We start from the raw sequence: 23,420 nt of genomic DNA on the forward strand, positions 1-23,420 counted from the left end.
GTCCGATCAAGCGAAGGAGTCGTCGACGTGAGTATCGTAATCAAGGTCAAGGAAGGGGCTGACGGATCATGGAATGTGTGCCGTGATGCCGATCCCGTGGTGACGCAATTGAGCTTGGGTTCTGCCATACGGACAGCACGGGGCCTGGGTCGTGCGACACACGATGACACGGGGATCGCAGTCCTTGTCGTGATGATCTGCCCTGTTGGCATGACCCTTCTGGCGAGGTATGCCAAGCCTGCGGCTCGGGAAAGTGCCGTGGCCGCCTGAAGGGCAATTCAAGGCATGCCACGGCACCCGAGACTTGGGGTGCGAATCGAACTCTCCAAGGGTTCGATAGATCTAATGACGGGCGACGCAATTCACGCTCGCCGAGCTTGCGGGAGAGCAGCCCGGAGACCAGAGCCTGAGGGTCCGGCCCACGCGGCAATCGAGTCCTGATCACGGTTTCCATGGGTCCTTCGCAAGATCCTTCCTCGCCGACATCGGAAGATGATCACGAGAGTCAGGAGCTGTCCGAGGGATCGGTCGACTGCGCGATGCCATTCTCCGTGCAAACCCCGCGGCGACCGCGCAAGGGGTTCCCCTTGTCTTGGCTCCGTGTTCCATGCGTGCATTGTCGTGGCATCCATGCAGTCTGGCGGTGGTCACCCGCTATACTTCTGCAGATGGAAGCTGGTCCACCCTATTTGTTGCACCCATGCTCATGCCTGTACGCCAAAGTGCATCGGCAGAAAATGGGCATGGCACGATTTGTCGGCCGCGTCGCGCGTCCGGATGCAATGGAATGAATACCCACCTTGAGGGCACCCTGTTCGTGGTGGCCGCGCCTTCGGGTGCGGGAAAATCGACCTTGGTCAATGCCTTGCTCGAGCGCGAGCCGACGATCTCGTTGTCGGTATCGCATACGACACGACCGCCGCGTACAGGCGAGTTGTACGGACGGCATTATTATTTCGTCGAGCGAGGCGAGTTCGAGCGGGAGATAGCCGAGGGCATTTTTCTCGAGCATGCCGAAGTGCATGGCAACCTGTACGGCACCTCGCGCACCACGGTGCAAACCCTGCTGACGCAAGGTCGGGACGTACTGCTGGAGATCGACTGGCAAGGTGCGGAACAGATCCGCCGAAGCAAGCCCGATTGCATCAGCGTGTTCATCCTGCCACCGTCGCGGACGGAACTTGAACGCCGGCTGCGTGGTCGAGGTTCGGACAGCGCCGAGGTGATCGAGCGCCGTTTGCGCAATTCGCGTGGCGAGATCGCACATGCGCATGAATTCGACTACATCCTGGTCAACGACGCGTTCGAGGATGCGCTGGCTGACCTGCAGGCGATCGTGCGTGCCGTGCGCCTGCGCAGCTCGCTGCAGTGGCAACGGCATGAAGCCTTGATTACCGAATTGCTGGCCGCCGGGACTTGAGCCGGACGTTGCCCGCGCATGGCCTTCGCGGCGTGCTTGGGCTACCTTGTTTGCTTATCCAGAGTTGCTGCTTCTGCCCATGACCGACACCGTTCGCGCCACGCCCGATGACAGCACCCTGGTACAGATCCGTGGGCTGACCACGGTACTCAATGGCAAGACCATCTTCGATGCGTTGGATCTGGATATTCCGCGCGGCAAGGTCACCGCGATCATGGGTCCCAGCGGTACCGGCAAGACCACCCTGCTCAAGCACATCACCGGGCAGATGCGTCCCGATGCGGGCAAGATCCATGTCAACGGTCAGAACGTGCCGGAGTTGTCACGCGAACAGCTTTACAAGCTGCGCGAGGGGATCGGCTACCTGTTCCAGAATTCGGCGCTGCTGACCGACTTCGACGTGTTCGAGAACGTGGCGTTTCCGCTGCGCCAGCACACGAAGCTGCCGGAAGTGCTGATCCGCAACCTGGTACTGCTGAAGCTGCAGGCGGTGGGTTTGCGCGGTGCCGCGCGGTTGATGCCGAACGAGCTGTCCGGCGGCATGGCGCGGCGTGTGGCGCTGGCACGCGCGATCGTGTTCGACCCGATGCTGATCCTGTACGACGAGCCGTTCGTCGGGCTAGATCCGGTGGCCCTGAACCAGGTATTGAAACTGATCCGCACGCTCAACCAGACACTTGGCATCACCAGTGTGCTGGTGGCGCACGAGCTGGAGGCGGTCAAGCAGGTCGCTGACCATGTCTTCCTGATCGCGAATGGCAAGGTGGTGGCGCAGGGTGACCCGAAGACCATCGCGAACGACGGTTCGCCGTGGACGCGGCAGTTCTTCGGCGGTGAAGCGGATGGCCCGGTGCCGTTTCAGTATCCCGCCGGCGATTACGCGCAGGCGCTTGGCTTTGCCGGAGCGGCGAAATGAACGTGCGCGCATCCCAGCACAACAACGTGGTGGTCCAGTCGCTGGCGCAGATCGGCAACTGCGGCCTGTTCCTGCTGACCCTGCTGGTGGCGATTCCGCGCAGCTTCCGCCACGTGCGCGAGACGATCCGCCAGCTGTGGTTCGTCGGTGCGATGAGCCTGACCATCATCATGGTCTGCGGCCTGTTCATCGGCATGGTGCTGATGCTGCAGCTGTACAACGTGCTGTCGATCTTCGGCAGCACCTCGGCCAGCGGCATGGTGGTGGCGCTGGCGGTCTATCGGGAACTGGGGCCGGTGGTGACCGCGCTGTTGTTCGCCGGACGCGCGGGCACCTCGATCACCGCCGAAATCGGCCTGATGCGCGCCACCGACCAGATCGACGCGATGGAGATGATGGCGGTCGACCCGATTGCCTACGTCGCCACGCCGCGTTTCCTGGCCGGACTGATCGCGATGCCGCTGCTGTGCTGCGTGTTCTGCGCGATGGCGATCTTCGGCGGCCATCTGGTCGGCGTGACCTGGCTCGGCATCGACAACGGCACGTTCTGGTCGAACATGACCGCCGTGGTGGTCGTGCACACCGACATCGTCAACGGCGTGCTGTTCAAGAGCCTGGTGTTCGGTGCGGTGGTGTCGCTGATCGCGGTATTCCAGGGCTTTACCACCCCGCCGACCAGCGAGGGCGTGGCCTATGCCACCACCCGTACCGTGGTCGCTTCGTCGATTGCCATCCTGGCGCTGGACTTCGTGCTGACCGCCTTCCTGATGTGACTGTCATGCATTCCATTTCGAATAGCCGTACCACCCATTGAGGATTGTGCCGTGAGCCAACAGAGAAGTTCCTATGCCGTCGGCACCGGTCTGTTCATCGTGCTTGGTTTTGCCGCGCTGGCCTATCTGGCGACGCAGACCAGTTCGGTCGCGAACGTGCATCAGGGCGCCAGCTATACCGTCGACGCGCACTTCACCAACATTGGCGCGCTGAAGGAGCGCGCACCGGTGAAGATCGCCGGCGTTCGCATTGGCCAGGTGCAGTCGATCACGTTGCCGCCAGGACAGGAGGTGGCCGATGTGAAGCTGACGATCGACAAGAGCTACGACCGGATTCCGCAGGATTCGGTCGTGACCATCTTCACCAGCGGCCTGCTCGGCGACCAGTACGTCGGCATCGATTACGGCAGCTCGCAGCAGTTTGTGGCGAACGGTGGCACGCTGGCGCGGACCAAGTCCTCGCAGCCGCTGGAGGAGATGCTGGGTAAATTCTTTGGCGCCGGTGGCGTGTCGGACAACATCGGCGGCACCTATACGGTGAAGGCGGACTTCAGCAATGTCGGCACGCTATCCGTGGGCGCACCGGTGAAGATGGCCGGCGTGGCGATCGGCACGGTGCAGACGGTGGTCGCCGATCCGGTCAAGCTGGATGCGAAGGTCACGCTGGCGATCGACAAGCGCTACAACGCGATTCCGGACGATTCCTCCGCGGCAGTGTTCACCAGCGGTTTGATCGGCAGCCAGTATGTTGCGATCCAGCCCGGCGGTTCGCCCGACGCGCTCAAGGACGGTGACGAGATGGTCCTGACCCAGTCTGCGATGCAGCTGGAAGACCTGATCGGCAAGTTCCTGGTCAACGGTTCGTCCAGCGACACCAAGTCTGCCGGCAACGGCAAATCAGACATTCCCCCCGCCGGCAAGCACTGAGCCGGTTCAGCTCAAGGAGTTACCCATGTTGCGCAGACTGGCTCTTGCCACCGCCCTTGCGTTCGGCACCATCGTGGCCGCCCCGACTTTCGCCCAGGCGGCCGCGCCGGCGGCCGCTGCCGGGCAGGCACCGGAACAGATCGTGCAAGGTATTGCCGATCAGCTGGCCAACGACATCGATGGCCATCGCGACGAGCTGAAGCGCAACCAGGACAAATTGATCAGCATCATCGACGAGGTGTTCCTGCCGCACTTCGATATCGATTACGCCTCGATCCTGGTGCTAGGCCAGCACGCCCGCGAAGCGACGCCCGAACAGCGCGAGCGTTTCGCCAAGGCGTTCTACAACTCGATTACCCATCGTTATGCGCAGGGGTTGCTCGACTACACGCGCGGTCGCGTCAAGGTGCTGCCGTTCAACGGCGACCTCAACGACAAGCGCACCGTGGTGCGCACCCAGGTCGTGCTGGATGATGGCAAGCTGGTCTCGATCGACTACGCGTTCCGCAAGAGTCGCAGCGGCGACTGGAAGGCCTACGACGTGATCATCGAGGGCATTTCCTACATCACCAACTACCGCAACCAGGTGGATGCGGAAATCCGCAAGGTTGGCATCGAGCAGCTGATCAAGAATCTCGAGACCCAGGGCGAGAATGCGCTGAAGGCGATGGACCAGGACAGCAAGGGCGCGCAGTGACGACCGGCCCGGACAACGGATTCCGGTTGTTGAACGACGCACCGGCGACGCTTGGCGTGGCCGGTCTGCTGGACTTTGAAACGGCGGCGCCGGCCCTGCAGGCGATCCGGTCCGCGCTGGCCGCCAGTCAGTCGACCCGACTCGACCTGGCTGGCGTCAGCCGTTGCGACAGTGCGGGGCTCGCCTGCGTGGTGGCGGCTGTTGCCGAAGCTGCGAGGCATGGCCGGAAATTGCAGGTCATCCACATGCCGGCGGACATGCAGGCGCTGGCCAGCGTCTGCGAGGTGGATCAGTTGATAGGCTGATCGATCAGGTTTCGTGGTGTCCGCAACAAAGAAGGGGCCCCTGCGGCCCCTTCTTCATGTGATTGATCTCAGCCTGCCGTCGTCTTCATTGCTTCGGGTTGGACTGGTCCGGATGCTTGTTTTCCCACTGGTGTTGCTGGTCCAGCAACTCGTCAGGGTCGAAGTTCTTGTCGTCCAGCCCCTGCATCTGCTGGATGACCTCGGTGGGCGGGTTGCCGTCGTAGATGGCGTACAGGCGCTGTTGCCGGTAGGCGTCACGGATGAAAACGTAAGGATCGTAGGCCGACTGCAGGAAGCTTTCCGCGTCGATCGCGCGCGAACGCAAGGTCACCAGATACATCACCTCGGGCAGGTATTCCAGGCCGTGGTAGCTGTGGCTGCTGGCATAAATGCTCAACGGGTCGAAGAAATAGCTGTCAACCGGCAGGTGCCAGATATCGCGCATCGTGCTCGGGCCGACCAGCGGGACGAACAGGTAATCGCCCTCGGGCGCACCCCAGCGGGCCAGCGTGATGCCAAAGTCGTTGTCCTCCAGAGGCAGGCCGAGCTGGCTGGCCGGGTCGAAGAAGCCGCCGATACCCAGGGTCAGGTTGACCAGGAAGCGGCCACTGCTCTGCAGGGCCTGCTTCGGGCGCGCCTGCAGCAGGTCGTTGGCGACCGTGATCGGCATGCGGATATTGGTGAAGAAGTCGCTGATCGAACGGCGCACCGGGGCATTGGTCACATCGCGGTAGCCCACTGCGACCGGGCGGATCACTGCCTTGTCCACGGTGTTGGTGAATTTGTAGGCCTGACGGTTGTACTTCTGCAGCGGATCGTCGGTGCGCGGCTTGGCGATCGTGCAGCCGGCCAGCAACGCCATGGCGAGCAGGGGCAGGCAACGGCTCAGTGCGGGGAGGCGCGGCAATGGGGGCATGGGATGCAGGAAGTTCGCGGCGGGGACGGGAGCAGTATAATTGTACTGTCTGGTTTTATATCTTGCACGACTTTCGGTGCGCTTTCGCAGGCAGGATGCCGAGGGTATCGCAGCCGGCCATCATACGCGCCCCTCGCATTGCCAGCCAAGCACCTGCTGGCTACACTGTCAGACCATATAAGTTATTTATTCCCTAAGGATTTCGCATGGCACGCATTACCGTGGAAGACTGCCTCGAGGTAGTCGACAACCGTTTCGAGCTGGTGCTGATGGCGACCAAGCGCGCACGTCAGCTGGAAAAGGGTGCCGAACCGGCTGTCAATCCCGACCATGACAAGCCGACCGTGCTGGCATTGCGCGAAATCGCCGCGCGCCGCATCGACCAGGCCACGATCGACCAGATCGACAAGGCCGAGCGCGAGCGCGCCGAGCGCGAGGCGCTGGAATGGGCCGCTGCCGAAGTGGACGACGACCTTTCCAAGGGTGGCGACGACTGATATGGATGGCGGCGGCTGTATGACGCGTATCCATCACACCGGCGTGTCCGGGGTGAGAGGATGCGCGTGCCCAGTCGCTGACTGTTCTCCCGCCGATGGGGTGTGCGCCTGAAACGGCGCCGGCATCGATGACCGTAGTCGCGTCCGCCAGCTCCGTCGACCTCTCCGTGTTGCCGCCGTATGTACTGGCACTCAAGGAGCGCATTGCCTATCTGCCGGAGCTGCAGGTCGAGCGCGTGCTGCGCGCCTTCCTGATCGGTGCCAAGGCGCATGCGGGGCAGGAACGCAAGAGCGGCGAACCGTACATCACCCATCCGGTGGCGGTGGCCGGGATTCTGGCCGAACTTCGGCTGGATGCCGAAACGATCATTGCCGCGATCCTGCACGACACGCTGGAAGACACTGAACTCACGCGCGAGGCACTCGCGCTCGAATTCGGCGAAGTCGTGGCCGAGCTGGTCGATGGCGTCACCAAACTCGACAAGATGCGCTTCGGCAGCCGCCAGGAAGCCGATGCGGAAAGTTTCCGCAAGATGCTGTTGGCGATGGCGCGCGACCTGCGCGTGATCCTGATCAAGCTGGCCGACCGTTTGCACAACATGCGTACACTGGGTGCCAAGGACGCACCCTCGCGTCGCCGCATCGCGCGTGAAACGCTGGAGATCTACGCACCGATCGCGCAACGCCTGGGCATGAACAAGATCAAGGCGGAGTTGCAGGATCTGGGCTTCCGCGCGTTGTACCCGGATCGCTACCGGGTGATCAGCGAGCGCATCCGCGCCGCGCTGGGCAACCGCCGCGAGGCGATGGGCAGGATCGAGACAGCGCTGACCGCACGGCTGGCGACCGATCACCTGGCCTCGCGCGTAGTTGGCCGGATCAAATCGCCGTGGAGCATCTATTCGAAGATGCGTGGCGAGCACAAGAGCTTCACCCAGTTGATGGATGTCTACGGCTTCCGCGTGGTCGTCGACAACGCCATGAGCTGCTACATGGCGTTGGGCGCGGTCCATGCGCTGTACAAACCGGTGGACAAGCGGTTCAAGGATTTCATCGCGATCCCGAAGGCCAACGGCTACCAGTCGCTGCACACCGTGCTGCTGGGGCCGTTCGGTGCGCCGATCGAGGTACAGATCCGTACCGCCGAGATGGATTCGGTGGCCGAAAGCGGAGTCGCCGCACACTGGGCGTACAAGACGGACAGCGGTCCGGCCAACAGCGCACAGGCACGTGCGCGGGAATGGCTGTCGTCGCTGGTCGACAGTTCGGCGAACACGGCCTCGTCGTCGGAGTTCATCGAGAACGTCAAGATCGACCTGTTCCCCGACGAGGTCTATCTGTTCACTCCGCGCGGCGACATCCTGTCGCTGCCGCGCAACGCCACCGCGCTGGACTTCGCCTACGCCGTGCATACCGATGTCGGCGATCATGCCGTGGCGGCACGTGTCGACAAGAAGCTGCTGCCACTGCGCACGCGGCTGGAGTCGGGCCAGCTGGTGGAAATCATCACGGCGCCGTCGGCGGTGCCGAACCCGGCGTGGCTCGAGGTGGTGGTTACCGGCAAGGCGCGCACCGCCATTCGTCAGTACCTGAAGCACCTGCAGCACGAGGATGCGGTCGATTTCGGCCATCGCATGCTCGACCGCGCACTGGATGCACAGGGCAGCAGCCTGGATGCCATTCCGGCCGCCGTACTGGATCGTTTCCTGGAGGCTTCCAAGCTGAAGCGGCTGGAAGAACTGCTGTCCGACATTGCACTGGGTAATCGCATGCCCGACGTGGTGGCCAGTCAATTGCTGGCGTCACGCGGCAAACGACGGGGTGGTATCCCGACACAGGCATCTCCGCATGTGCATGAGAAGATCCGCATCACCGGCGCCGAACGCGGCGTGCTGAGTTTCGCCAACTGCTGCCATCCATTGCCAGGGGACGACATCATCGGCTATCTGTCCTCGGGCAAGGGCATCGTGGTGCATCGCGAGGAGTGCCCGAACGTGATCGAGCTGCGCAAGTCGCCGGAGCGCTGCGTGGCGATCGAGTGGGACCATGACGTGGAAGGCGATTACCGTGCCGAGCTGCGCATCGAGGTCGTCAATCGGCCCGGCGTGCTGGCTACCGTGGCGGCTGCGATCGCCGCGGCCGACTCGAATATCGAGAATGTGGAATACGTCGAACGCGATGCGGCGGCGGCGACCCTATTGTTTGCCCTGGAAGTGAGAAACCGCAAGCATCTGGCCGACGTGATCCGTCGCGTGCGCCGCACTGGTGTGGTCAGTGGGGCATACCGCTACCCGCTGTAGGAGTGCACGTTGTCCACAGGGGATTCCGTTCGATCGTGCACGATAAAGACACGTCGTCTCCGTTCTGTCGGCTATTCGCGCACAGGGTGCGCTCCTACAATCACGTCTTTGCCCGTACGAGGTTTTCCATGCCCCGCAGCATCATCACCACTGAGCTGGCGCCAGCCGCGATCGGCCCGTATTCGCAAGCCGTGCGTGCCGGCAATACCGTTTACTTCTCGGGTCAGATCCCGCTCGATCCGGTCACCGCGTCGCTGGTCGATGGTGACATAACGATGCAGACGCGGCGGGTGTTCGACAACCTTGCCGCCGTGGCGCAGGCCGCTGGTGGTTCGCTGGCGCAGGTGGTGCGCGTGGGCATCTATGTCACCGACCTGGCAAACTTTGCCGCGGTCAACGCGGTGATGGCGGAATACTTCCAGCCACCGTATCCGGCGCGCTCCACCATCGAGGTGTCCGGCCTGCCGAAGGCGGCACAGGTCGAGGTCGACGCGGTGATGGTGTTGTCGTGATGGGGCTGCTTTGATGGGGATGGGCTGATTCTCCGCGCGGCCTGCGCCGACAGTCTGCATTGGTGTCCGGCTTACGATGCGAGGCGGTGCTCGGTTAGGCTTGCATGTCATGGCCGTTCGCACCCCTCGCCCCATTCCCGTCGCTGACACTGATCCGGGTATCGCCCCGGTCAGTACGTTGCCCGGTGTCGGTCCCGCACTGGTCGCATCGCTGGCACGGCTCGGGCTGGAACGGGTGCAGGATCTGTGGTTCCACCTGCCGCTGCGCTACGAGGACAAGACCCGGGTCACCGCCATCGCGGATCTGCATGTGGGGGAGCGGGCGCAGGTCGAAGGCATGGTCGAGGCGGTCGAGCGCGGATTCCGCTATCGCCCGCAATTGAAGGTGGCGATCGGCGATGCCAGCCGGCAGACCCTGCTGCTGCGCTTTTTCCATTTCAACCGCGCGCAGGCCGAGCAACTGCATCCCGGTACCCGCCTGCTCTGTTTTGGCGAGGTGCGCCACGGCACGCAGGGGCTGGAGATGGTGCATCCGCAGTATCAGCGCCTGAGTGGCGACGATGAGGTGGTCGTCGATGAGCTGCTCAGTCCGATTTACCCGACCACCGAGGGTCTGGGCCAGAAGCGGCTGGCTGGTGTGATCGGCAAGGCGTTGGCGCTGTTGCCACCCGCGGAACAGCTGGAATTGATCCCGCCTGAATTATGCGCCGAGCACGGACTCACCTCGCTGCGAGATGCGTTGCTGTACGTGCATCGGCCACCACCGGATGCGCATCTCGGCCAGCTCACGCTCGGCCACCACCCGGCGCAGCAACGACTGGCGTTCGAAGAGCTGCTGACCCAGCACCTGAGTCTTAAGCGCATGCGTGCGGCAGTGCGCCGTCGGCATGCGCCGGCGCTGGGCGGCACGGGGAATTTGCAGCGGCGATTGCTTGCCGGCTTGTCGTTCGAGTTGACTGCGGCACAGCAGCGCGTCAGTGCAGAAGTCGCATGGGATCTGGCACAGTCCAAGCCGATGTTGCGGCTGGTGCAGGGCGATGTTGGCAGTGGCAAGACGGTGGTGGCGGCGCTGGCGGCGCTGGCCGCAGTCGAGTCGGGCTATCAGGTCGCGTTGATGGCGCCGACCGAACTGCTGGCCGAACAGCACCTGCGCAATTTCCGGCACTGGCTGCAGCCGCTCGGCATCGAAGTGGAGTGGCTCGCCGGCAAGCTGACCGGCAAGACGCGCAAGCTGGCGCTGGAAAGGGTTGCTGCTGACGCGCCTGTGGTGATCGGCACGCATGCCTTGATGCAGGAGGGCGTCGTGTTTGCGCGGCTCGGACTGGTGATCGTCGACGAGCAGCACCGCTTCGGCGTGCAACAGCGACTGGCTTTGCGCGACAAGGGTCGGGACGGTGAGTTGGTGCCACACCAGCTGGTGCTGACGGCGACGCCGATTCCGCGCACGCTGGCAATGAGTGCTTATGCCGATCTGGACGTGTCATCCATCGATGAACTGCCGCCGGGGCGTACGCCAGTGCAGACCATCGCGATATCGAATGCGCGGCGGCTCGAGGTGATCGAGCGCATTCGCGCGGCTTGCGGCGAAGGGCGGCAAGTGTACTGGGTCTGTACCTTGATCGAGGAGTCCGAGCAGTTGCGCGCACAGGCGGCCGAAGTGGCGCATGCCGAACTTTCCGCCGCGTTGGCGGATTTCAGGATTGGCCTGATTCACGGCCGCATGAAGCCGAAGGAAAAGCAGGCGGTGATGGATGCGTTCAAGGCTGGCGAGTTGTCGGTGCTGGTGGCGACCACCGTCATCGAAGTCGGCGTGGACGTGCCCAGGGCCAGCCTGATGGTGATCGAGAACAGCGAGCGGCTCGGACTGGCCCAACTGCATCAGCTGCGCGGCCGGGTCGGTCGTGGTGCGTTAGCGTCGAACTGCTTGCTGCTGTACCAGCCACCGCTGGGTCAGCTGGCGCGCGAACGGCTGCAGGTGATGCGCGACACCAATGACGGTTTCCGTATTGCCGAAAAGGATCTGGAGTTGCGCGGTCCCGGCGAGGTGCTGGGTACCCGTCAGACTGGCCAACTCGCTTTCCGCATTGCCGACCTGGCCCGCGACGCGCACCTGCTTCCGGCCGTGCAGCAGGTTGGCGAGCAGATGCTGGGCAAGCATCCGCAGCACACCGAACGACTGATCGAACGCTGGATTGGGGGTGCCGCACGCTACGTGAATGCCTGAGTGCAGCGAGTTGACGTTGAGAATGGGCGCGTCATCACGTGGTGCTTCAGGCTTTGCGATTCCGCATTCCCGTCCCATACACTGGGCGATTGGACAACGACGATACGCCATGACTCGACCGCAACTCCTGATTGATACCGACCCCGGCGTCGACGACGCGCTGGCGATCCTCATGGCGCATGCACATGCCGATATCGCAGGTCTGAGCATTGCTGCCGGCAACGTGGGACTCGGCCATACCGTGCGCAATGCTCGCACCCTGGTCGATGTGCTTGGTGCCGGCACGCCGGTATTTGCCGGCTGTACCACGCCACTGGTGCGTGCGCCGGATGAGGATGCCGCGTTCGTGCATGGTGAGGACGGTTTCGGCGATATCGGTTTTCCCGAACCGAAGGCCAAGCTGATGGACGAGTCGGCCGCGCTGGCCTTGCTGCGGCTGACCCGCGAGCGTCCCGGCGAGCTGACCCTGGTGGCGCTGGCACCCCTGACCAATCTGGCATTGGCGTTGCGGCTGGATCCCACGCTGCCCGAGCGGGTGGCACGGCTGGTGGTGATGGGTGGTGCGGTGACCGGCCATGGCAATACCGGGCGGGTCCCGGCGGAATTCAACGTCGGTTTTGATCCGGAGGCGGCACACGTGGTGTTCGAGGCCTTCCCGTCGTTCGATCTGGTCGACTGGGAGGTCACCTTGCGGCATGCGTTCGACGATGTCGAATTCGATCGCTGGCTGGCGGCCGGTGACCGGCGTGCGGAGTTTTTCGGGCAGATCGTTGCCACCGCGCGGCGCTATAACGCCAAGCATGATCGCAGTGGGGTGATTGCGGCCGACGCGCTGGCGATGGCTGTGGCGCTCGACCCCTCGATCGTCACTCGCAGTGAGACGCGTGCGGTGGCAGTCGAGTTGGATGGCCGGCTTACCCGCGGCGCAACGGTGGTCGATTGGGCGGCGCGGCTGGGCCGCCCGGCACAGGCGAACATCGTGCTGGAAGTGGATCAGGCCCGCTTTGCCGCGATGGTGCGGCGTGCGTTGGGCGCGGAAAGCTGATCCGTCGCAGGCTTGCCGCCCGAGGGTCGTTCCGTGCCTGACTGACCAGACTTGCGGTGGCGGCTGGTTACTCGGTACAATGCCGCTCTTTTCACCACCGCTTTAGAGCCTGTCATGAAGCCTGATATCCATCCGAACTACAACCCGGTGGTGTTCCAGGACCTGTCGTCCGACTTCTCGTTCCTGACCAAGTCGACCATGTCCAGCAAGGAAACCATCAAGTGGGAAGACGGCAATGAGTACCCGCTGATCAAGGTGGATATCTCCAGCCATTCGCACCCGTTCTATACCGGCAAGCAGAAGTCGCTGGATGTCGGCGGTCGCGTCGACAAGTTCCGTCGTCGTTACGCGGGCGCTGCCAAGGAATAAGCGGCTGTCCGGCCAGCCATCTTCTCTTGATGGCTGGCCGGACCCGATTCAAGACACGGGGCGAGCCTAGGCTCGCCCCGTGTCTTTTCGTGGCCGCCATTCGACCATTCGCCATCGAATGCACATGAGGCCTTATGCGATAATGGTGAAAGCAAGACGCCTTTGGCGTCCGTTGCATTGCATGTTTCCCCGGCGTGCGATGCCAGCACTCCCCCGCCGGACGGCACCGTCATGACGGTTGTCGCCGGTAGTGACCCACATGTAAGGAGGTTTCCGTGTCCGATTCCAAGATCGTCAAACTCGTGGATGAGTCGAGCAACCGCAGCAGCGAGCTGCCACTGATCAGCGGCACGCTCGGACCGGCCTGCATCGACATCGGCACGCTGTACAAGGACACCGGCCACTTCACCTACGACCCCGGCTACGGCAGCACCGCCAGCACCAAGAGTGCGATCACCTACATCGATGGTGATGAGGGCGTGCTGCTGTATCGCGGTTACCCGATCGAGCAGCTGGCGGAGAAATCCAGTTTCCTCGAGGTGGCCTATCTGCTGCTCAATGGCGAACTGCCGAAGCCGGCCGAGTTCGCCACGTTCGAGCACGACATCACGCATCACACGATGATGCACGAGGCGCAGAAGAACTTCTTCCAGGGCTTCCACCACGACGCACACCCGATGGCGATGCTCGCCGCGGCGGTGGCTTCGTTGTCGGCGTTCTATCACGACGATCTCGACGTGGAGAATCCGGCTGACCGCAAGATGGCGGCGATCCGCCTGATCGCGAAGATGCCCACGATTGCTGCCGCCTGCTTCCGCTATTCGATCGGCTGGCCGATGCGCTACCCGCGCAACAACCTCGAATACGTCGATCGTTTCCTGCACATGATGTTCGAGGTGCCAAGTGAGCCGCTGCAGCTGAATCCGGTGGCGGCCAAGGCGCTGGACCTGCTGTTCATCCTGCACGCCGATCACGAGCAGAATGCATCCACCTCGACCGTGCGCCTGGTTGGTTCCACCGGTGCCAATCCGTACGCGTCGATCGCCGCGGGCATCACCGCGCTGTGGGGCCCTGCCCACGGCGGTGCCAACGAGGCGGTGCTCAAGCAGCTCAAGGAAATCGGGACGCCCGACAATGTCGAGACCGCGGTCAAGCGCGCGAAGGACAAGAACGACAGCTTCCGCCTGATGGGCTTCGGTCATCGCGTGTACAAGAATTTCGACCCGCGCGCGAAGATCATCCGCGAGATGTGCCACAAGGTGCTCGCCGAGCTGGGCGTCAACGATCCGCTGCTCGATGTAGCGATGAAGCTGGAAGAGGCGGCGCTGAAGGACGACTACTTCGTCGAGCGCAAGCTGTACCCGAACGTCGATTTCTATTCCGGCATCATCTACAAGGCGCTGGGCATCCCGACCGAGATGTTCACCGTGATGTTCGCGATTGCACGTACCTCCGGCTGGATCGCGCACTGGATCGAGCAGCACGAAACGCCGGGATCGCGCATTGGTCGTCCGCGCCAGATCTATACCGGTGCCGATGTGCGCAATTACACGCCTGGCGACAAGCGCTGATCGACTGTTCCATCTGATGCAACAAGAACGCCCCGGTTACCGGGGCGTTCTTGTTTATGGGGTAGTGATTGTCGAATCAGCGCAACGCGGCAGAAAGGCACTGCTCGAATTCGTCGTTGTCATCTTCCGCCAGCAGGATTTCAACCTGGGCCAGCGCAGCGCGGCGCATGGGGCGGTCGTCGGTCCGGTCCATGGGTGCCCGGCGCAGGGCGTCACGTGGCAACACGGTCAGGTCGAATGGCAACTCGTCGGCTGCAAACAGCAGCACTGGGTACTCAGGCTGCTCGTCGCGGTTGTAGCGCAGCCGCCGCACCTGGGTCTCGACCGGCACACCGTGTTCGCGCAGGTACAACTCGACTGCGGCAGGATCGTCGCTGAATACATGCAGGCATACGGCCGAATGTGTGTCGGCGGTGCCCTCGAGCACGGCACCGACCAGACGTGGTTCGAATCGGGCGAGAAAGCGCATGGCCCCGACCGCGGCCTCCCGTCGCTGGCGCAACAGCTGGGGCTGGCTGTCGGCATGAAACAGGCGCTGGTGCTCGCGCAGCGCCTGTTCGATTTCCAGGTTGCGCGGCAACGCCTGGGTGTCGAGGATGCCTAGCCGTTCTGCAGCCTTCAGCTTGGCGTGATGAAAGTCGCGGATGCCGTGCTCGCTCATCAGGCGTGCAGCCTCCTGGGCGATGCGCAGTCGATTGCGCTGTACGCGGTCATGCGCATGGATACGGTGATGTTCGCCTCGCGACATGGCGTGTTCCTCGTCGTTCGGTAACCGGCGGCCTCCACCTTACCTGAAGCAGCCGGTCATGGGGCGGCAGATCCGGGTCGGACGATCCGTGGTCAGAAGATATCGTAGGCGTGCTGCTGGTCCTGCTCTTTCTGCTGGCTGGCCTGGGTGCGCAGGCGATCGACGTCCTCCACCTTGAAGATTTCGTTCATGCTGTCGGGATCGTCTGCCGAGGTAGGCAGGCCGCTCTCGCGATTGATCAGGACCGTGCTGATGCCGGGCGGCATTGGCAAGGTGTTCTCCGGCAACCCCTTCAGCACGGCGCCCATGTAATCCATCCAGATCGGCAACGCGGCCTGGGCACCGAATTCGCCGACGCCGTTGGATTTGCCTAGTGCACTGAAATCGTCGAAGCCGACCCATACCGCGGTCGAAACGTCGCCATTGAAGCCGACGAACCAGGCATCGCGATGATCGTTGGTGGAGCCGGTCTTGCCCGCCAGGTCGGCACGATTCAGTGCCTTGGCGGCGTAGCCGGTACCGCGGGGACTGGCGATCACGTCCTTCATCAGCGAGGTGACCAGATAGTCGTTGCGCGGATCGATTACGCGTGGGGCGAGTACGGGCGGGTGGCTTTTTTCGCCATGGATATCCGCAGGCAGCGCTGCGACGCCCGCGCCATCGATGCTGCTGGCTTCGGCTGGCGCCTGGGTGGTGCCGGTCACGGCGATGTCATTGGCCGGGGTCTTCAGCATGTCGGCCGGTGGTGGGCCCGGGGGACTCGTGTCGAGCAGGCGTTCCTGGCAGTCGCTGCAGGCTCGGGCGGGATTGGCCAGGTACACCGGCTTGCCGTTGCGGTCGTCGATCTCGCTGATGAAATACGGTGTGACCAGATAGCCACCGTTGGCGAACACGGCGTAACCGCGCGCCATACCCATCGGCGAAACCGAGGCCGTACCGAGAGCCAGCGAAAGGTTGGGTGGCAGCGCATCCAGCGGGAAGCCGAAACGGGTGACGTACTGGCGCGCGAAGCGCAGACCCATGGCATCGAGCAGGCGCACCGAGACCAGGTTCTTCGACTGCAGCAGGGCCTCGCGCAGGCGCATGGGTCCGGCGAACTTGCCGTCGTCATTGGATGGTGTCCACAAGCCGCCGGGGCTCGATGGATCGGGCAGAGCCAGTGGTGCGTCGTTGATGATCGAGGACGGCGTGAAGCCACGTTCGAAGGCCGCCGAATACAGGTACGGCTTGAAGCTGGAGCCCGGCTGGCGCGCCGCCATCACGGCGCGGTTGAACTTGCTGCGGCCGAAATTGAAGCCGCCGACCAGCGCCTGGATCGAACCATCCTCCGGACTGATCGAGGCCAGCGCTGCCTGGGCGGCCGGAATCTGGTCGAGTTGCCAGTCACCCTTGTCGTTGCGCGACAGCCGCACGATATCGCCACGCTTCAGCACACTGTCGACACTGCGCGGAACTGCGCCGACGCGGTTTTCGTCGATATGCGGACGAGCCCAGCTGAGTGCAGCAAGATCGAGCTTCACGCTTTCGTGGCTGGCCAGATAGATCGTGGCTTCCTGCGCACTGCTGGCGGTGACCACACCCGGCTGCAGGCCCGAGATGGTGACGTAGCCGGACAGCACGTCGTCACAAACCTGGTCACTGGCCTGCGCGGGGAGATCCTGATGCGCTTCCGGGCCACGCCAGCCATGCCGGTGATCGTAGGTGATCAGGCCATTGCGCAACGCTTCCACCGCGATCTGCTGGCGGCTGCTCTGCAGCGTGGTCTTGACCACGTAGCCCTCGGTAAGCGCCTCATTGCCCAGTCGATCAAGCACCTGCCGGCGCACCATTTCCGCCATATACGGCGCGTCCACCTCGATCGGCTGTTCGTGCGGAATGGCATGGTTCGGTTCGACGATCGCCTGCTCGTAAACCGGTCTGGTGATGTAGCCATGCCTCAGCATCTCGCCGAGTACCCAGTTGCGTCGGGCAATGGCGCGCTTCGGGCTGTTGAGCGGATTGGCCACCGAGGGCAGCTGGAAGGTCGAGGCAATCAGTGCACACTCGGCCACGGTCAGCTGGTCGAGCGTCTTGCCGTAGTAATACTCGGCGGCAGCGGCCACGCCATAGGAGCGATGGCCGAGGAACATCTTGTTGAGATACAGCTCGAGAATCTGGTCCTTGCTGAGCTCGTGCTCGATGCGCAAGGCGATGAAGATCTCGGTAAGTTTGCGCGAGTACAGCTTTTCAGGGCTGAGGAAGATGTTCCGCGCGACCTGCTGGGTGATCGTCGAACCGCCAGGGCCCTTGTCGCCACCGGTCACCACAACGTGCCAGCCGGCGCGGACGATGCCGCGCCAATCCACGCCGGGATGATGGTAGAACTCTGCATCCTCGGCCGACAGCACGGCATGCTTGAGCAGGTCCGGTACATCGTTGATGGCCACCGGGATGCGCCGCGTCTCGCCAAAGCTGGCAATCAGCTTGCCATCGGCGCTCAGTACGCGCAGCGGTACCTGCATGTGGTAGTCCTTGAGGACGGCCACCGACGGGAGTCTTGGAGCGACCAGCCAGTACGCTACACCAACGGCAATGACTGCCAGCAGCAAACCGCTAAAGGCCAGGATCAATGCCCAGCGCAACAAACGCTTGAAAATTCGCATGGTGTGGGGGATAGCGAGACCTGAGTCAAAACATGCCAGAGTATAGATGTAGCAGTATCTGCTGCATGCGGCGTGGTCGACCAAAGCAAGGGTTGCGCCAAATAGAGCGCTTCCGTAAATGTGTTGGACATCACGCCAATTACTTGAGAAAGTTTCCGTAGACCGTTGCCATTGCGTTAATTTTTCGATTTAATGCCACTGCGCATCCCGCCAGGATTCTGGTCAGGGCGTCAGCGGCAAGGGGGAAACACCGTGGGGCTCTTTACACCCAAGAAGCCGGCGCTGATTGGTGTCGACATCAGTTCGACTGCCGTCAAGCTGCTGCAGCTAAGCCAAGCGGGTGGCCGCTATCGCGTGGAGCATTACGCGGTCGAGCCATTGCCACCCAATGCCGTGGTCGAAAAGAACATCGTCGAGGTCGAGGCAGTCGGCGATGCGATCCGCCGCGCGCTGGCGCGTTCGGGCTCCAAGCTCAAACACGCATCCGCCGCGGTGGCCGGGTCGGCGGTGATCACCCGCATCATTCCGATGACCAGCGAGCTTTCCGACGACGATCTGGAGGGCCAGATCCAGGTCGAGGCGAACCAGTACATCCCGTATCCGATCGACGAAGTCAGCCTGGACTACGAGGTGATCGGGCCGGTACGCGACAACCCCGACATGAACAACGTGCTGCTGGCGGCCTCGCGTACCGAGAACGTCGACATGCGCGTGGCGGCGCTGGATCTGGGCGGACTCACCGCCAGCGTGATCGACGTCGAGGCGTTCGCGATGGAGAACGCCTTCGCGATGGTCGCCGATCAGCTCAACGTCGGGCGTGACGCCCTGGTGGCGGTGGTCGACATCGGCGCCACCATGACCACGCTGTCGGTGCTGCGCAACCAGCGCACCATCTATTCACGCGAACAGGTTTTCGGCGGCAAGCAGCTGACCGACGAGATCATGCGCCGCTTCGGTCTTTCCTATGAGGAGGCCGGTCGCGCCAAGCGCAAGGGTGGCCTGCCCGAGTCGTACGAAACCGAAGCGCTGGAGCCGTTCAAGGAGTCGCTGATCCAGCAGATCAGCCGCCTGCTGCAGTTCTTCTTTGCTGGCAGTGAATACAGCAAGGTTGATCAGGTGGTGCTGGCGGGTGGTTGCGCCTCGATCGAGGGGCTCGGTCCGATGCTGGAAGAGCAGCTCGGCGTTCCCTGCGTCGTCGCCAACCCGCTGGCCCGCATGTCGCTTTCACCAAGGGTGCAGGCGCAGTCGCTGGCCCAGGATGCGCCCGCCTTGATGATCGCGGTCGGCCTCGCCATGAGGAGCTTCGACTGATGGCACACGTCAACCTACTTCCGTGGCGCGCCGAACGGCGCAAGCAGCGCGAACGCGAGTTCTACATGCAGCTGGGTGCCGCTTTTCTGGCGTCAGTCGGCGTGTTGCTGCTGTGGGTGTTCTGGATGAACCAGCGCATCGACAACCAGAACGAGCGCAACACCTACCTGCAGACCGAGATCAAGCAGCTCGACGTGCGCATCGCCAAGATCAAGGATCTGGAGACGGTCCGTTCGCACCTGCTGGCACGCAAGCAGATCATCGAGCAGCTGCAGGCGGACCGCTCGCAGATGGTGCATCTGTTCGATGAGCTGGTGAAGACGATCCCTACCAGCGCGCGTCTGACCGGGCTCAAGCAGAATGGTCAGTCGATGTCGCTCGATGGCGTGGCGCAGTCCAATGCCAGCGTCGCCGAATACATGCGCAACATCGAGGTATCACCCTGGATGGGGCACGCCGACCTGCGCAAGACCGAAAACAGCCATGACGCTTCCCGCATGCCTTATACCTTCGGTCTGGACGTATCGCTGAGCCGTCCGAAGACGGACGATGCAATGGGTGAAGACGGTGCGGCTCCCGCCGCAGCCGGCAGTGCATCAGGTCCATCCGCGGCCTCCGTACCGACTGTAATTGGGGCGGCGGCCAAGGCCGTTACAGGCACTCCCGCGAAATCGGCCAGCGTGCCTGCAGCCGTCAAGTCGGAAGCCAAGCCCGAAATCACGCCAAGAAGCGTGCCTGCTGCGGGAGGGACCACGCCATGAAGTTCCTCGACGATATCCGCAGTCTGGATAGAAACAACGTCGGCGGCTGGCCGCAATCGGTCAAGATCTTCTTCACCGTACTGGTATTTGCGGTTGTCCTGCTGATCGGCTGGTACTTCTTCGTGAGTGACCAGCAGGACAGTCTGACTTCGCTGGCCAGCAAGGAAGAGAGCCTCAAGCAGGAGTTCTCCACCAAGCAGGCCAAGTCGGTCAACCTGGAGGCCCTGCAGCAGCAGCTCGACGAGATGCAGGACATGCTGCGCCAGCTGCTGCGCCAGCTGCCCAGCAAGACCGAGATGCCGGAATTACTGACCGACATCTCGCAGACCGCCCAGGCGGCCGGGCTTGACACCGGACTGTTCCAGCCCGGCCCGGAAGTGCCCAAGGACTTCTATGCGGAGAAACCCATCACCTTGCGCATGACTGGCACCTATCACCAGTTCGGCACCTTCATCAGCGGCGTGGCCTCGCTGCCACGGGTCGTGATCCTGACTTTGCATGACGTATCCCTCACTCCAGCGAAACCCGCCAAGGGCAGTGCTGCTCCGGATGATGGACAACTGGTGCTGCAAGGTACGGTGAAGACTTATCGTTATCTGGACGACGAAGAGAGCGCCGCCGCGACCAAGAAGAATGCCAAGGTCAAGGCAGGGGGGCAGAAATGAACAAGTTTGCTGCCATCAGGCCTGCCCACGTGATGCGTGCGCTGCTGATCTTGGGAGCCGCCCTGGTTTTGGGTGGATGTACCCGCGGCATGTCCGATCTGCGCGACTGGGTCGCCCAGGAAAAGGCCAAGAGAGGCGCCCCCATTCCTCCATTGCCGGTGATCAAGACGTTCGAGACGTTCAAGTACGACGATCAGGATCGGCGCGACCCGTTCAGTCCAAGTACGGCCGAACTGCAGGCGAGTACCAGCAACAGCGGTCCGCGACCCGATGCCAACCGGGCAAAGCAGCCACTGGAAATGTTCGCGCTCGACACCTTGAAGATGGTCGGAACGCTTGGTGCGGGGTCGGGCCTGGAGGTGCTGGTGAAGGATCCGGGGGGCGTGATCCATCGCGTCCGCGTCGGTGAATACATGGGCTTGAACTACGGCCACGTCACGGCCATCAGCGATGACCATATCGATCTGGTCGAGCTGGTATCCAACGGTAATGGCGGCTGGATGGAACGTCCGGCCAGCATCGCGCTTGACGCGAAATAGGTAGACAGGGGCTGATGCAATGACCAACCAAATCCAATCCGTCCGGGGCCGTGTCATGCGCCATGCAAGCCGTTACATGCTGATGGGCCTGTTGCTCGCTGCTGCCACCTGGAGCAGCGCTGCGATGGCGGCCAGCAGCACGCTCAAGAACATCAGCTTCGACACCTCGCCAGGTGGCCAGGTTCAGCTGCGCATGGATTTCGGCAGCGGCCCGGTGCCACAGCCGCGAATATTCACCACCGGCAATCCACCGCGCATCGCGATCGATTTTACCGATACCGACAATGCGGCCGCGCGCCATCTGGATATCGGCCAGGGTTCGACTTCCGGTGTCTCTGCGGTTGCTGCGGGCGGCCGCACCCGCGTGGTGGTCGAGCTGATGCGTGAGTCCAGTTACCGTTCCCGGGTCGAGGGCAACAGCCTGGTGCTGACCATCAACAACGGCTCGTCGGACCAGTCCCTGACCACGGCCGCCACCGTCGACCCGAGCAAGGCATTGCCCTCGGCTTCGAATGGCCCATCAATCTCCAATATCGATTTCCGCCGTGGTACGAACGGCGAAGGCCGCGTGCTGATCAGCTTCAGTGGCAGCGGCGCGAATGCCGAAATGACCCGCAACGGTGACAAGGTGCTGGTCACGATCGATCACGCGAACCTGCCACCCAATCTCGCACAACGACTTGATACGCTGGACTTCGCCACCCCGGTGCAATCCATCGTCACCCATGCCGGGGTGGGCGGTGGTGCACGCATGGAAATCGCGATCAAGGGTGATGTCGATACTTCGGCCTATCAGACTCCTGATCAATACGTGGTCGAAGTGGCGCCAAAGAAAGCCGACACCTCCAAGGCGGCGATGCTGGCCAAGCTTGGCCAGGAGCCGAGCTACAGCGGCTCGCGCGTCACTTTCAATTTCCAGGACATCCCGGTGCGCTCGGCGTTGCAGCTGATTGCCGACGTATCCAAGCTCAACCTGGTCGCTTCGGACAGCGTTGGCGGCAGCGTTACCCTGCGGTTGGTCAACGTTCCGTGGGATCAGGCGCTGGACGTGATCCTGCGCGCCAAGACCCTGGACAAGCGTCGCAACGGCAACGTGATCTGGGTTGCGCCGCAGGCCGAACTGGCCAAGTACGAGCAGGATATTGCCGACGCCAAGCTGAAGGCGCAGGACACCGCCGAGCTGGAGACTGCGTATGTTCCGGTCAGCTATGGCAAGGCCGCGGATATCGCCAAACTGCTGACCACGGGCAGCCTGCAAGCGCAGAGCGCCGGCGGTGGTAGCGGTGCCAATGTCCAGCGCGGTTTCCTGTCGACACGTGGCAGCGCCTCCTACGATGTGCGTACCAACACGTTGCTGCTGAACGACACGCCGGACAAGATCAAGCAGCTGCGTGCTCTGATCGCGGTGCTGGACAAACCGGTACAGCAGGTGCTGATCGAGTCGCGCATCGTGATCGCCACCGATGATTTCACCCGCGAACTGGGTGCAAAGTTCGGTGTCAGTGGCAGCAAGAACAACACTCAGTTCCAGAATTCCACTACGGCTGCAAGCAGCTTGGCCACAGGGGTTGGCGGTGGCAACGTCGTTTCCATCGGCGGCGGTCTCAACGCTGCAGGAACTGGGACCACCGGGCTCAACGTGAATCTTCCCGCTACAACGCCAAGCGGAAGTTTCGGCCTGGCCCTTCTTGGTGCGAACTACTCGCTGGATCTGGAGCTGTCCGCGGCACAGACCGAAGGTCGCAGTGAGGTGATCTCCAGCCCGCGTGTGATCACCGCCAACAATGTCGAGGCCGTGATCCGCCAGGGTCAGGAAATCGGCTACGTCACGTTCCAGAACACCAGTGGCAGTGCTGGCAGCGGTACCGCCACGGTGGCTTTCAAGGACGCGGTACTGGAACTGAAGGTGACGCCGACGATCACGGCCGATGGTCGCGTGTATCTCGCGATCAACGTGACCAAGGATGCGCTGGCAGGCTACACCCAGGTGCCCGGCAGCGGTCAGGTGCCGAATATCGACACTCGCTCGATCAATACCTCGGTGCTGGTGGACAACGGACAGACTGTGGTGCTTGGCGGCATCTACGAGATCGACAAGACCAACACGATCACGAAGGTACCTGGTCTGGGCGATATCCCCGGTATCGGCATCCTGTTCCGGCAGACGCAACGTGGCGATACCAAGGCCGAACTGCTCATCTTCGTGACGCCGCGCGTGCTCAGCGACACGTTGCAGTAAACGCCAAAGTTTGCGATGAAAAAGAGGCGGCTTCGGCCGCCTC

21 protein-coding genes are annotated in these 23,420 nt (G+C 62.8%); 18 read left to right on the forward strand and 3 right to left on the reverse strand.

Annotated features, from left to right (window positions below):
• Nucleotides 1–787 precede the first annotated feature (787 nt).
• From gmk to B0E50_RS09700, 6 genes are all read left to right on the forward strand, one after another.
• Nucleotides 788–1,420 carry a guanylate kinase gene (gene gmk, locus B0E50_RS09675; RefSeq protein ID WP_077440997.1) on the forward strand — a complete coding sequence of 211 codons (633 nt, stop codon included), beginning with the start codon at nucleotides 788–790 and terminating at the stop codon, nucleotides 1,418–1,420.
• A 79-nt stretch (nucleotides 1,421–1,499) separates the two neighbouring features.
• Complete coding sequence (locus B0E50_RS09680) at nucleotides 1,500–2,336, forward strand: ABC transporter ATP-binding protein (protein ID WP_077441344.1); 837 nt, start codon at nucleotides 1,500–1,502, stop codon at nucleotides 2,334–2,336.
• Nucleotides 2,333–3,109, forward strand: a complete 777-nt coding sequence (gene mlaE / locus B0E50_RS09685; RefSeq protein ID WP_077440998.1) for a lipid asymmetry maintenance ABC transporter permease subunit MlaE — start codon at nucleotides 2,333–2,335, stop codon at nucleotides 3,107–3,109. Before B0E50_RS09680 ends, mlaE begins: the two co-directional genes overlap by 4 nt.
• Nucleotides 3,110–3,160: 51 nt before the next feature.
• Nucleotides 3,161–4,036 (forward strand): outer membrane lipid asymmetry maintenance protein MlaD, encoded by an 876-nt coding sequence (mlaD, locus tag B0E50_RS09690; RefSeq protein WP_077440999.1) that lies wholly within the window; start codon nucleotides 3,161–3,163, stop codon nucleotides 4,034–4,036.
• Between the two features lie 25 nt (nucleotides 4,037–4,061).
• Complete coding sequence (locus B0E50_RS09695; RefSeq protein WP_077441000.1) at nucleotides 4,062–4,733, forward strand: ABC transporter substrate-binding protein; 672 nt, start codon at nucleotides 4,062–4,064, stop codon at nucleotides 4,731–4,733.
• Between the two features lie 29 nt (nucleotides 4,734–4,762).
• Nucleotides 4,763–5,038: an STAS domain-containing protein gene (locus tag B0E50_RS09700; RefSeq protein WP_254427242.1), complete on the forward strand. Its 276-nt coding sequence runs from the start codon at nucleotides 4,763–4,765 to the stop codon at nucleotides 5,036–5,038.
• A gap of 85 nt (nucleotides 5,039–5,123) precedes the next feature.
• Here B0E50_RS09700 and B0E50_RS09705 read toward each other — a convergent pair whose 3' ends face one another.
• A complete protein-coding gene (locus B0E50_RS09705) occupies nucleotides 5,124–5,954 on the reverse strand; it encodes a VacJ family lipoprotein (RefSeq protein ID WP_077441002.1) in 831 nt (276 codons plus the stop codon).
• A 206-nt stretch (nucleotides 5,955–6,160) separates the two neighbouring features.
• Here B0E50_RS09705 and rpoZ point away from each other — a divergent pair, with 206 nt between their 5' ends.
• From rpoZ to B0E50_RS09740, 7 genes are all read left to right on the forward strand, one after another.
• On the forward strand, nucleotides 6,161–6,451 hold the full coding sequence (gene rpoZ / locus B0E50_RS09710; RefSeq protein ID WP_007509529.1) for a DNA-directed RNA polymerase subunit omega: 291 nt from the start codon (nucleotides 6,161–6,163) through the stop codon (nucleotides 6,449–6,451).
• A 128-nt stretch (nucleotides 6,452–6,579) separates the two neighbouring features.
• Nucleotides 6,580–8,751 carry a bifunctional (p)ppGpp synthetase/guanosine-3',5'-bis(diphosphate) 3'-pyrophosphohydrolase gene (locus tag B0E50_RS09715; protein ID WP_077441003.1) on the forward strand — a complete coding sequence of 724 codons (2,172 nt, stop codon included), beginning with the start codon at nucleotides 6,580–6,582 and terminating at the stop codon, nucleotides 8,749–8,751.
• Between the two features lie 128 nt (nucleotides 8,752–8,879).
• A complete protein-coding gene (locus tag B0E50_RS09720; RefSeq protein ID WP_077441004.1) occupies nucleotides 8,880–9,263 on the forward strand; it encodes a Rid family detoxifying hydrolase in 384 nt (127 codons plus the stop codon).
• A 109-nt stretch (nucleotides 9,264–9,372) separates the two neighbouring features.
• The gene (gene recG / locus B0E50_RS09725; RefSeq protein ID WP_077441005.1) at nucleotides 9,373–11,487 is read left to right on the forward strand and encodes an ATP-dependent DNA helicase RecG; all 2,115 of its coding nucleotides are present in this window, start codon (nucleotides 9,373–9,375) and stop codon (nucleotides 11,485–11,487) included.
• Between the two features lie 109 nt (nucleotides 11,488–11,596).
• Complete coding sequence (locus B0E50_RS09730) at nucleotides 11,597–12,532, forward strand: nucleoside hydrolase (RefSeq protein ID WP_077441006.1); 936 nt, start codon at nucleotides 11,597–11,599, stop codon at nucleotides 12,530–12,532.
• 114 nt (nucleotides 12,533–12,646) lie between these two features.
• Entirely contained in the window at nucleotides 12,647–12,901 is a 255-nt protein-coding gene (locus tag B0E50_RS09735; RefSeq protein WP_077441007.1) for a type B 50S ribosomal protein L31, read from the forward strand.
• 275 nt (nucleotides 12,902–13,176) lie between these two features.
• On the forward strand, nucleotides 13,177–14,472 hold the full coding sequence (locus tag B0E50_RS09740) for a citrate synthase (RefSeq protein WP_077441008.1): 1,296 nt from the start codon (nucleotides 13,177–13,179) through the stop codon (nucleotides 14,470–14,472).
• A 76-nt stretch (nucleotides 14,473–14,548) separates the two neighbouring features.
• Here B0E50_RS09740 and B0E50_RS09745 read toward each other — a convergent pair whose 3' ends face one another.
• Entirely contained in the window at nucleotides 14,549–15,220 is a 672-nt protein-coding gene (locus B0E50_RS09745; protein WP_077441009.1) for a hypothetical protein, read from the reverse strand.
• 92 nt (nucleotides 15,221–15,312) lie between these two features.
• Nucleotides 15,313–17,862 (reverse strand): penicillin-binding protein 1A, encoded by a 2,550-nt coding sequence (locus B0E50_RS09750; protein ID WP_077441010.1) that lies wholly within the window; start codon nucleotides 17,860–17,862, stop codon nucleotides 15,313–15,315.
• A gap of 252 nt (nucleotides 17,863–18,114) precedes the next feature.
• Between B0E50_RS09750 and B0E50_RS09755 the strand changes: the two genes are divergently transcribed.
• The 5 genes from B0E50_RS09755 to B0E50_RS09775 are packed head-to-tail and all read left to right on the forward strand — an operon-like array spanning nucleotide 18,115 to nucleotide 23,377.
• Nucleotides 18,115–19,173 (forward strand): pilus assembly protein PilM, encoded by a 1,059-nt coding sequence (locus B0E50_RS09755; RefSeq protein WP_077441011.1) that lies wholly within the window; start codon nucleotides 18,115–18,117, stop codon nucleotides 19,171–19,173.
• Nucleotides 19,173–19,934: a PilN domain-containing protein gene (locus tag B0E50_RS09760; protein WP_077441012.1), complete on the forward strand. Its 762-nt coding sequence runs from the start codon at nucleotides 19,173–19,175 to the stop codon at nucleotides 19,932–19,934. The genes B0E50_RS09755 and B0E50_RS09760 overlap by 1 nt, the downstream gene beginning before the upstream one ends.
• Nucleotides 19,931–20,599 carry a type 4a pilus biogenesis protein PilO gene (gene pilO / locus B0E50_RS09765; protein WP_077441013.1) on the forward strand — a complete coding sequence of 223 codons (669 nt, stop codon included), beginning with the start codon at nucleotides 19,931–19,933 and terminating at the stop codon, nucleotides 20,597–20,599. Before B0E50_RS09760 ends, pilO begins: the two co-directional genes overlap by 4 nt.
• Nucleotides 20,596–21,138: a pilus assembly protein PilP gene (locus B0E50_RS09770; RefSeq protein ID WP_077441014.1), complete on the forward strand. Its 543-nt coding sequence runs from the start codon at nucleotides 20,596–20,598 to the stop codon at nucleotides 21,136–21,138. Before pilO ends, B0E50_RS09770 begins: the two co-directional genes overlap by 4 nt.
• 55 nt (nucleotides 21,139–21,193) lie before the next feature.
• On the forward strand, nucleotides 21,194–23,377 hold the full coding sequence (locus B0E50_RS09775; RefSeq protein ID WP_077441015.1) for a type IV pilus secretin PilQ: 2,184 nt from the start codon (nucleotides 21,194–21,196) through the stop codon (nucleotides 23,375–23,377).
• Nucleotides 23,378–23,420 lie beyond the last annotated feature (43 nt).

The organism is Rhodanobacter sp. C01 (assembly GCF_002001045.1).
GTDB lineage: Bacteria > Pseudomonadota > Gammaproteobacteria > Xanthomonadales > Rhodanobacteraceae > Rhodanobacter.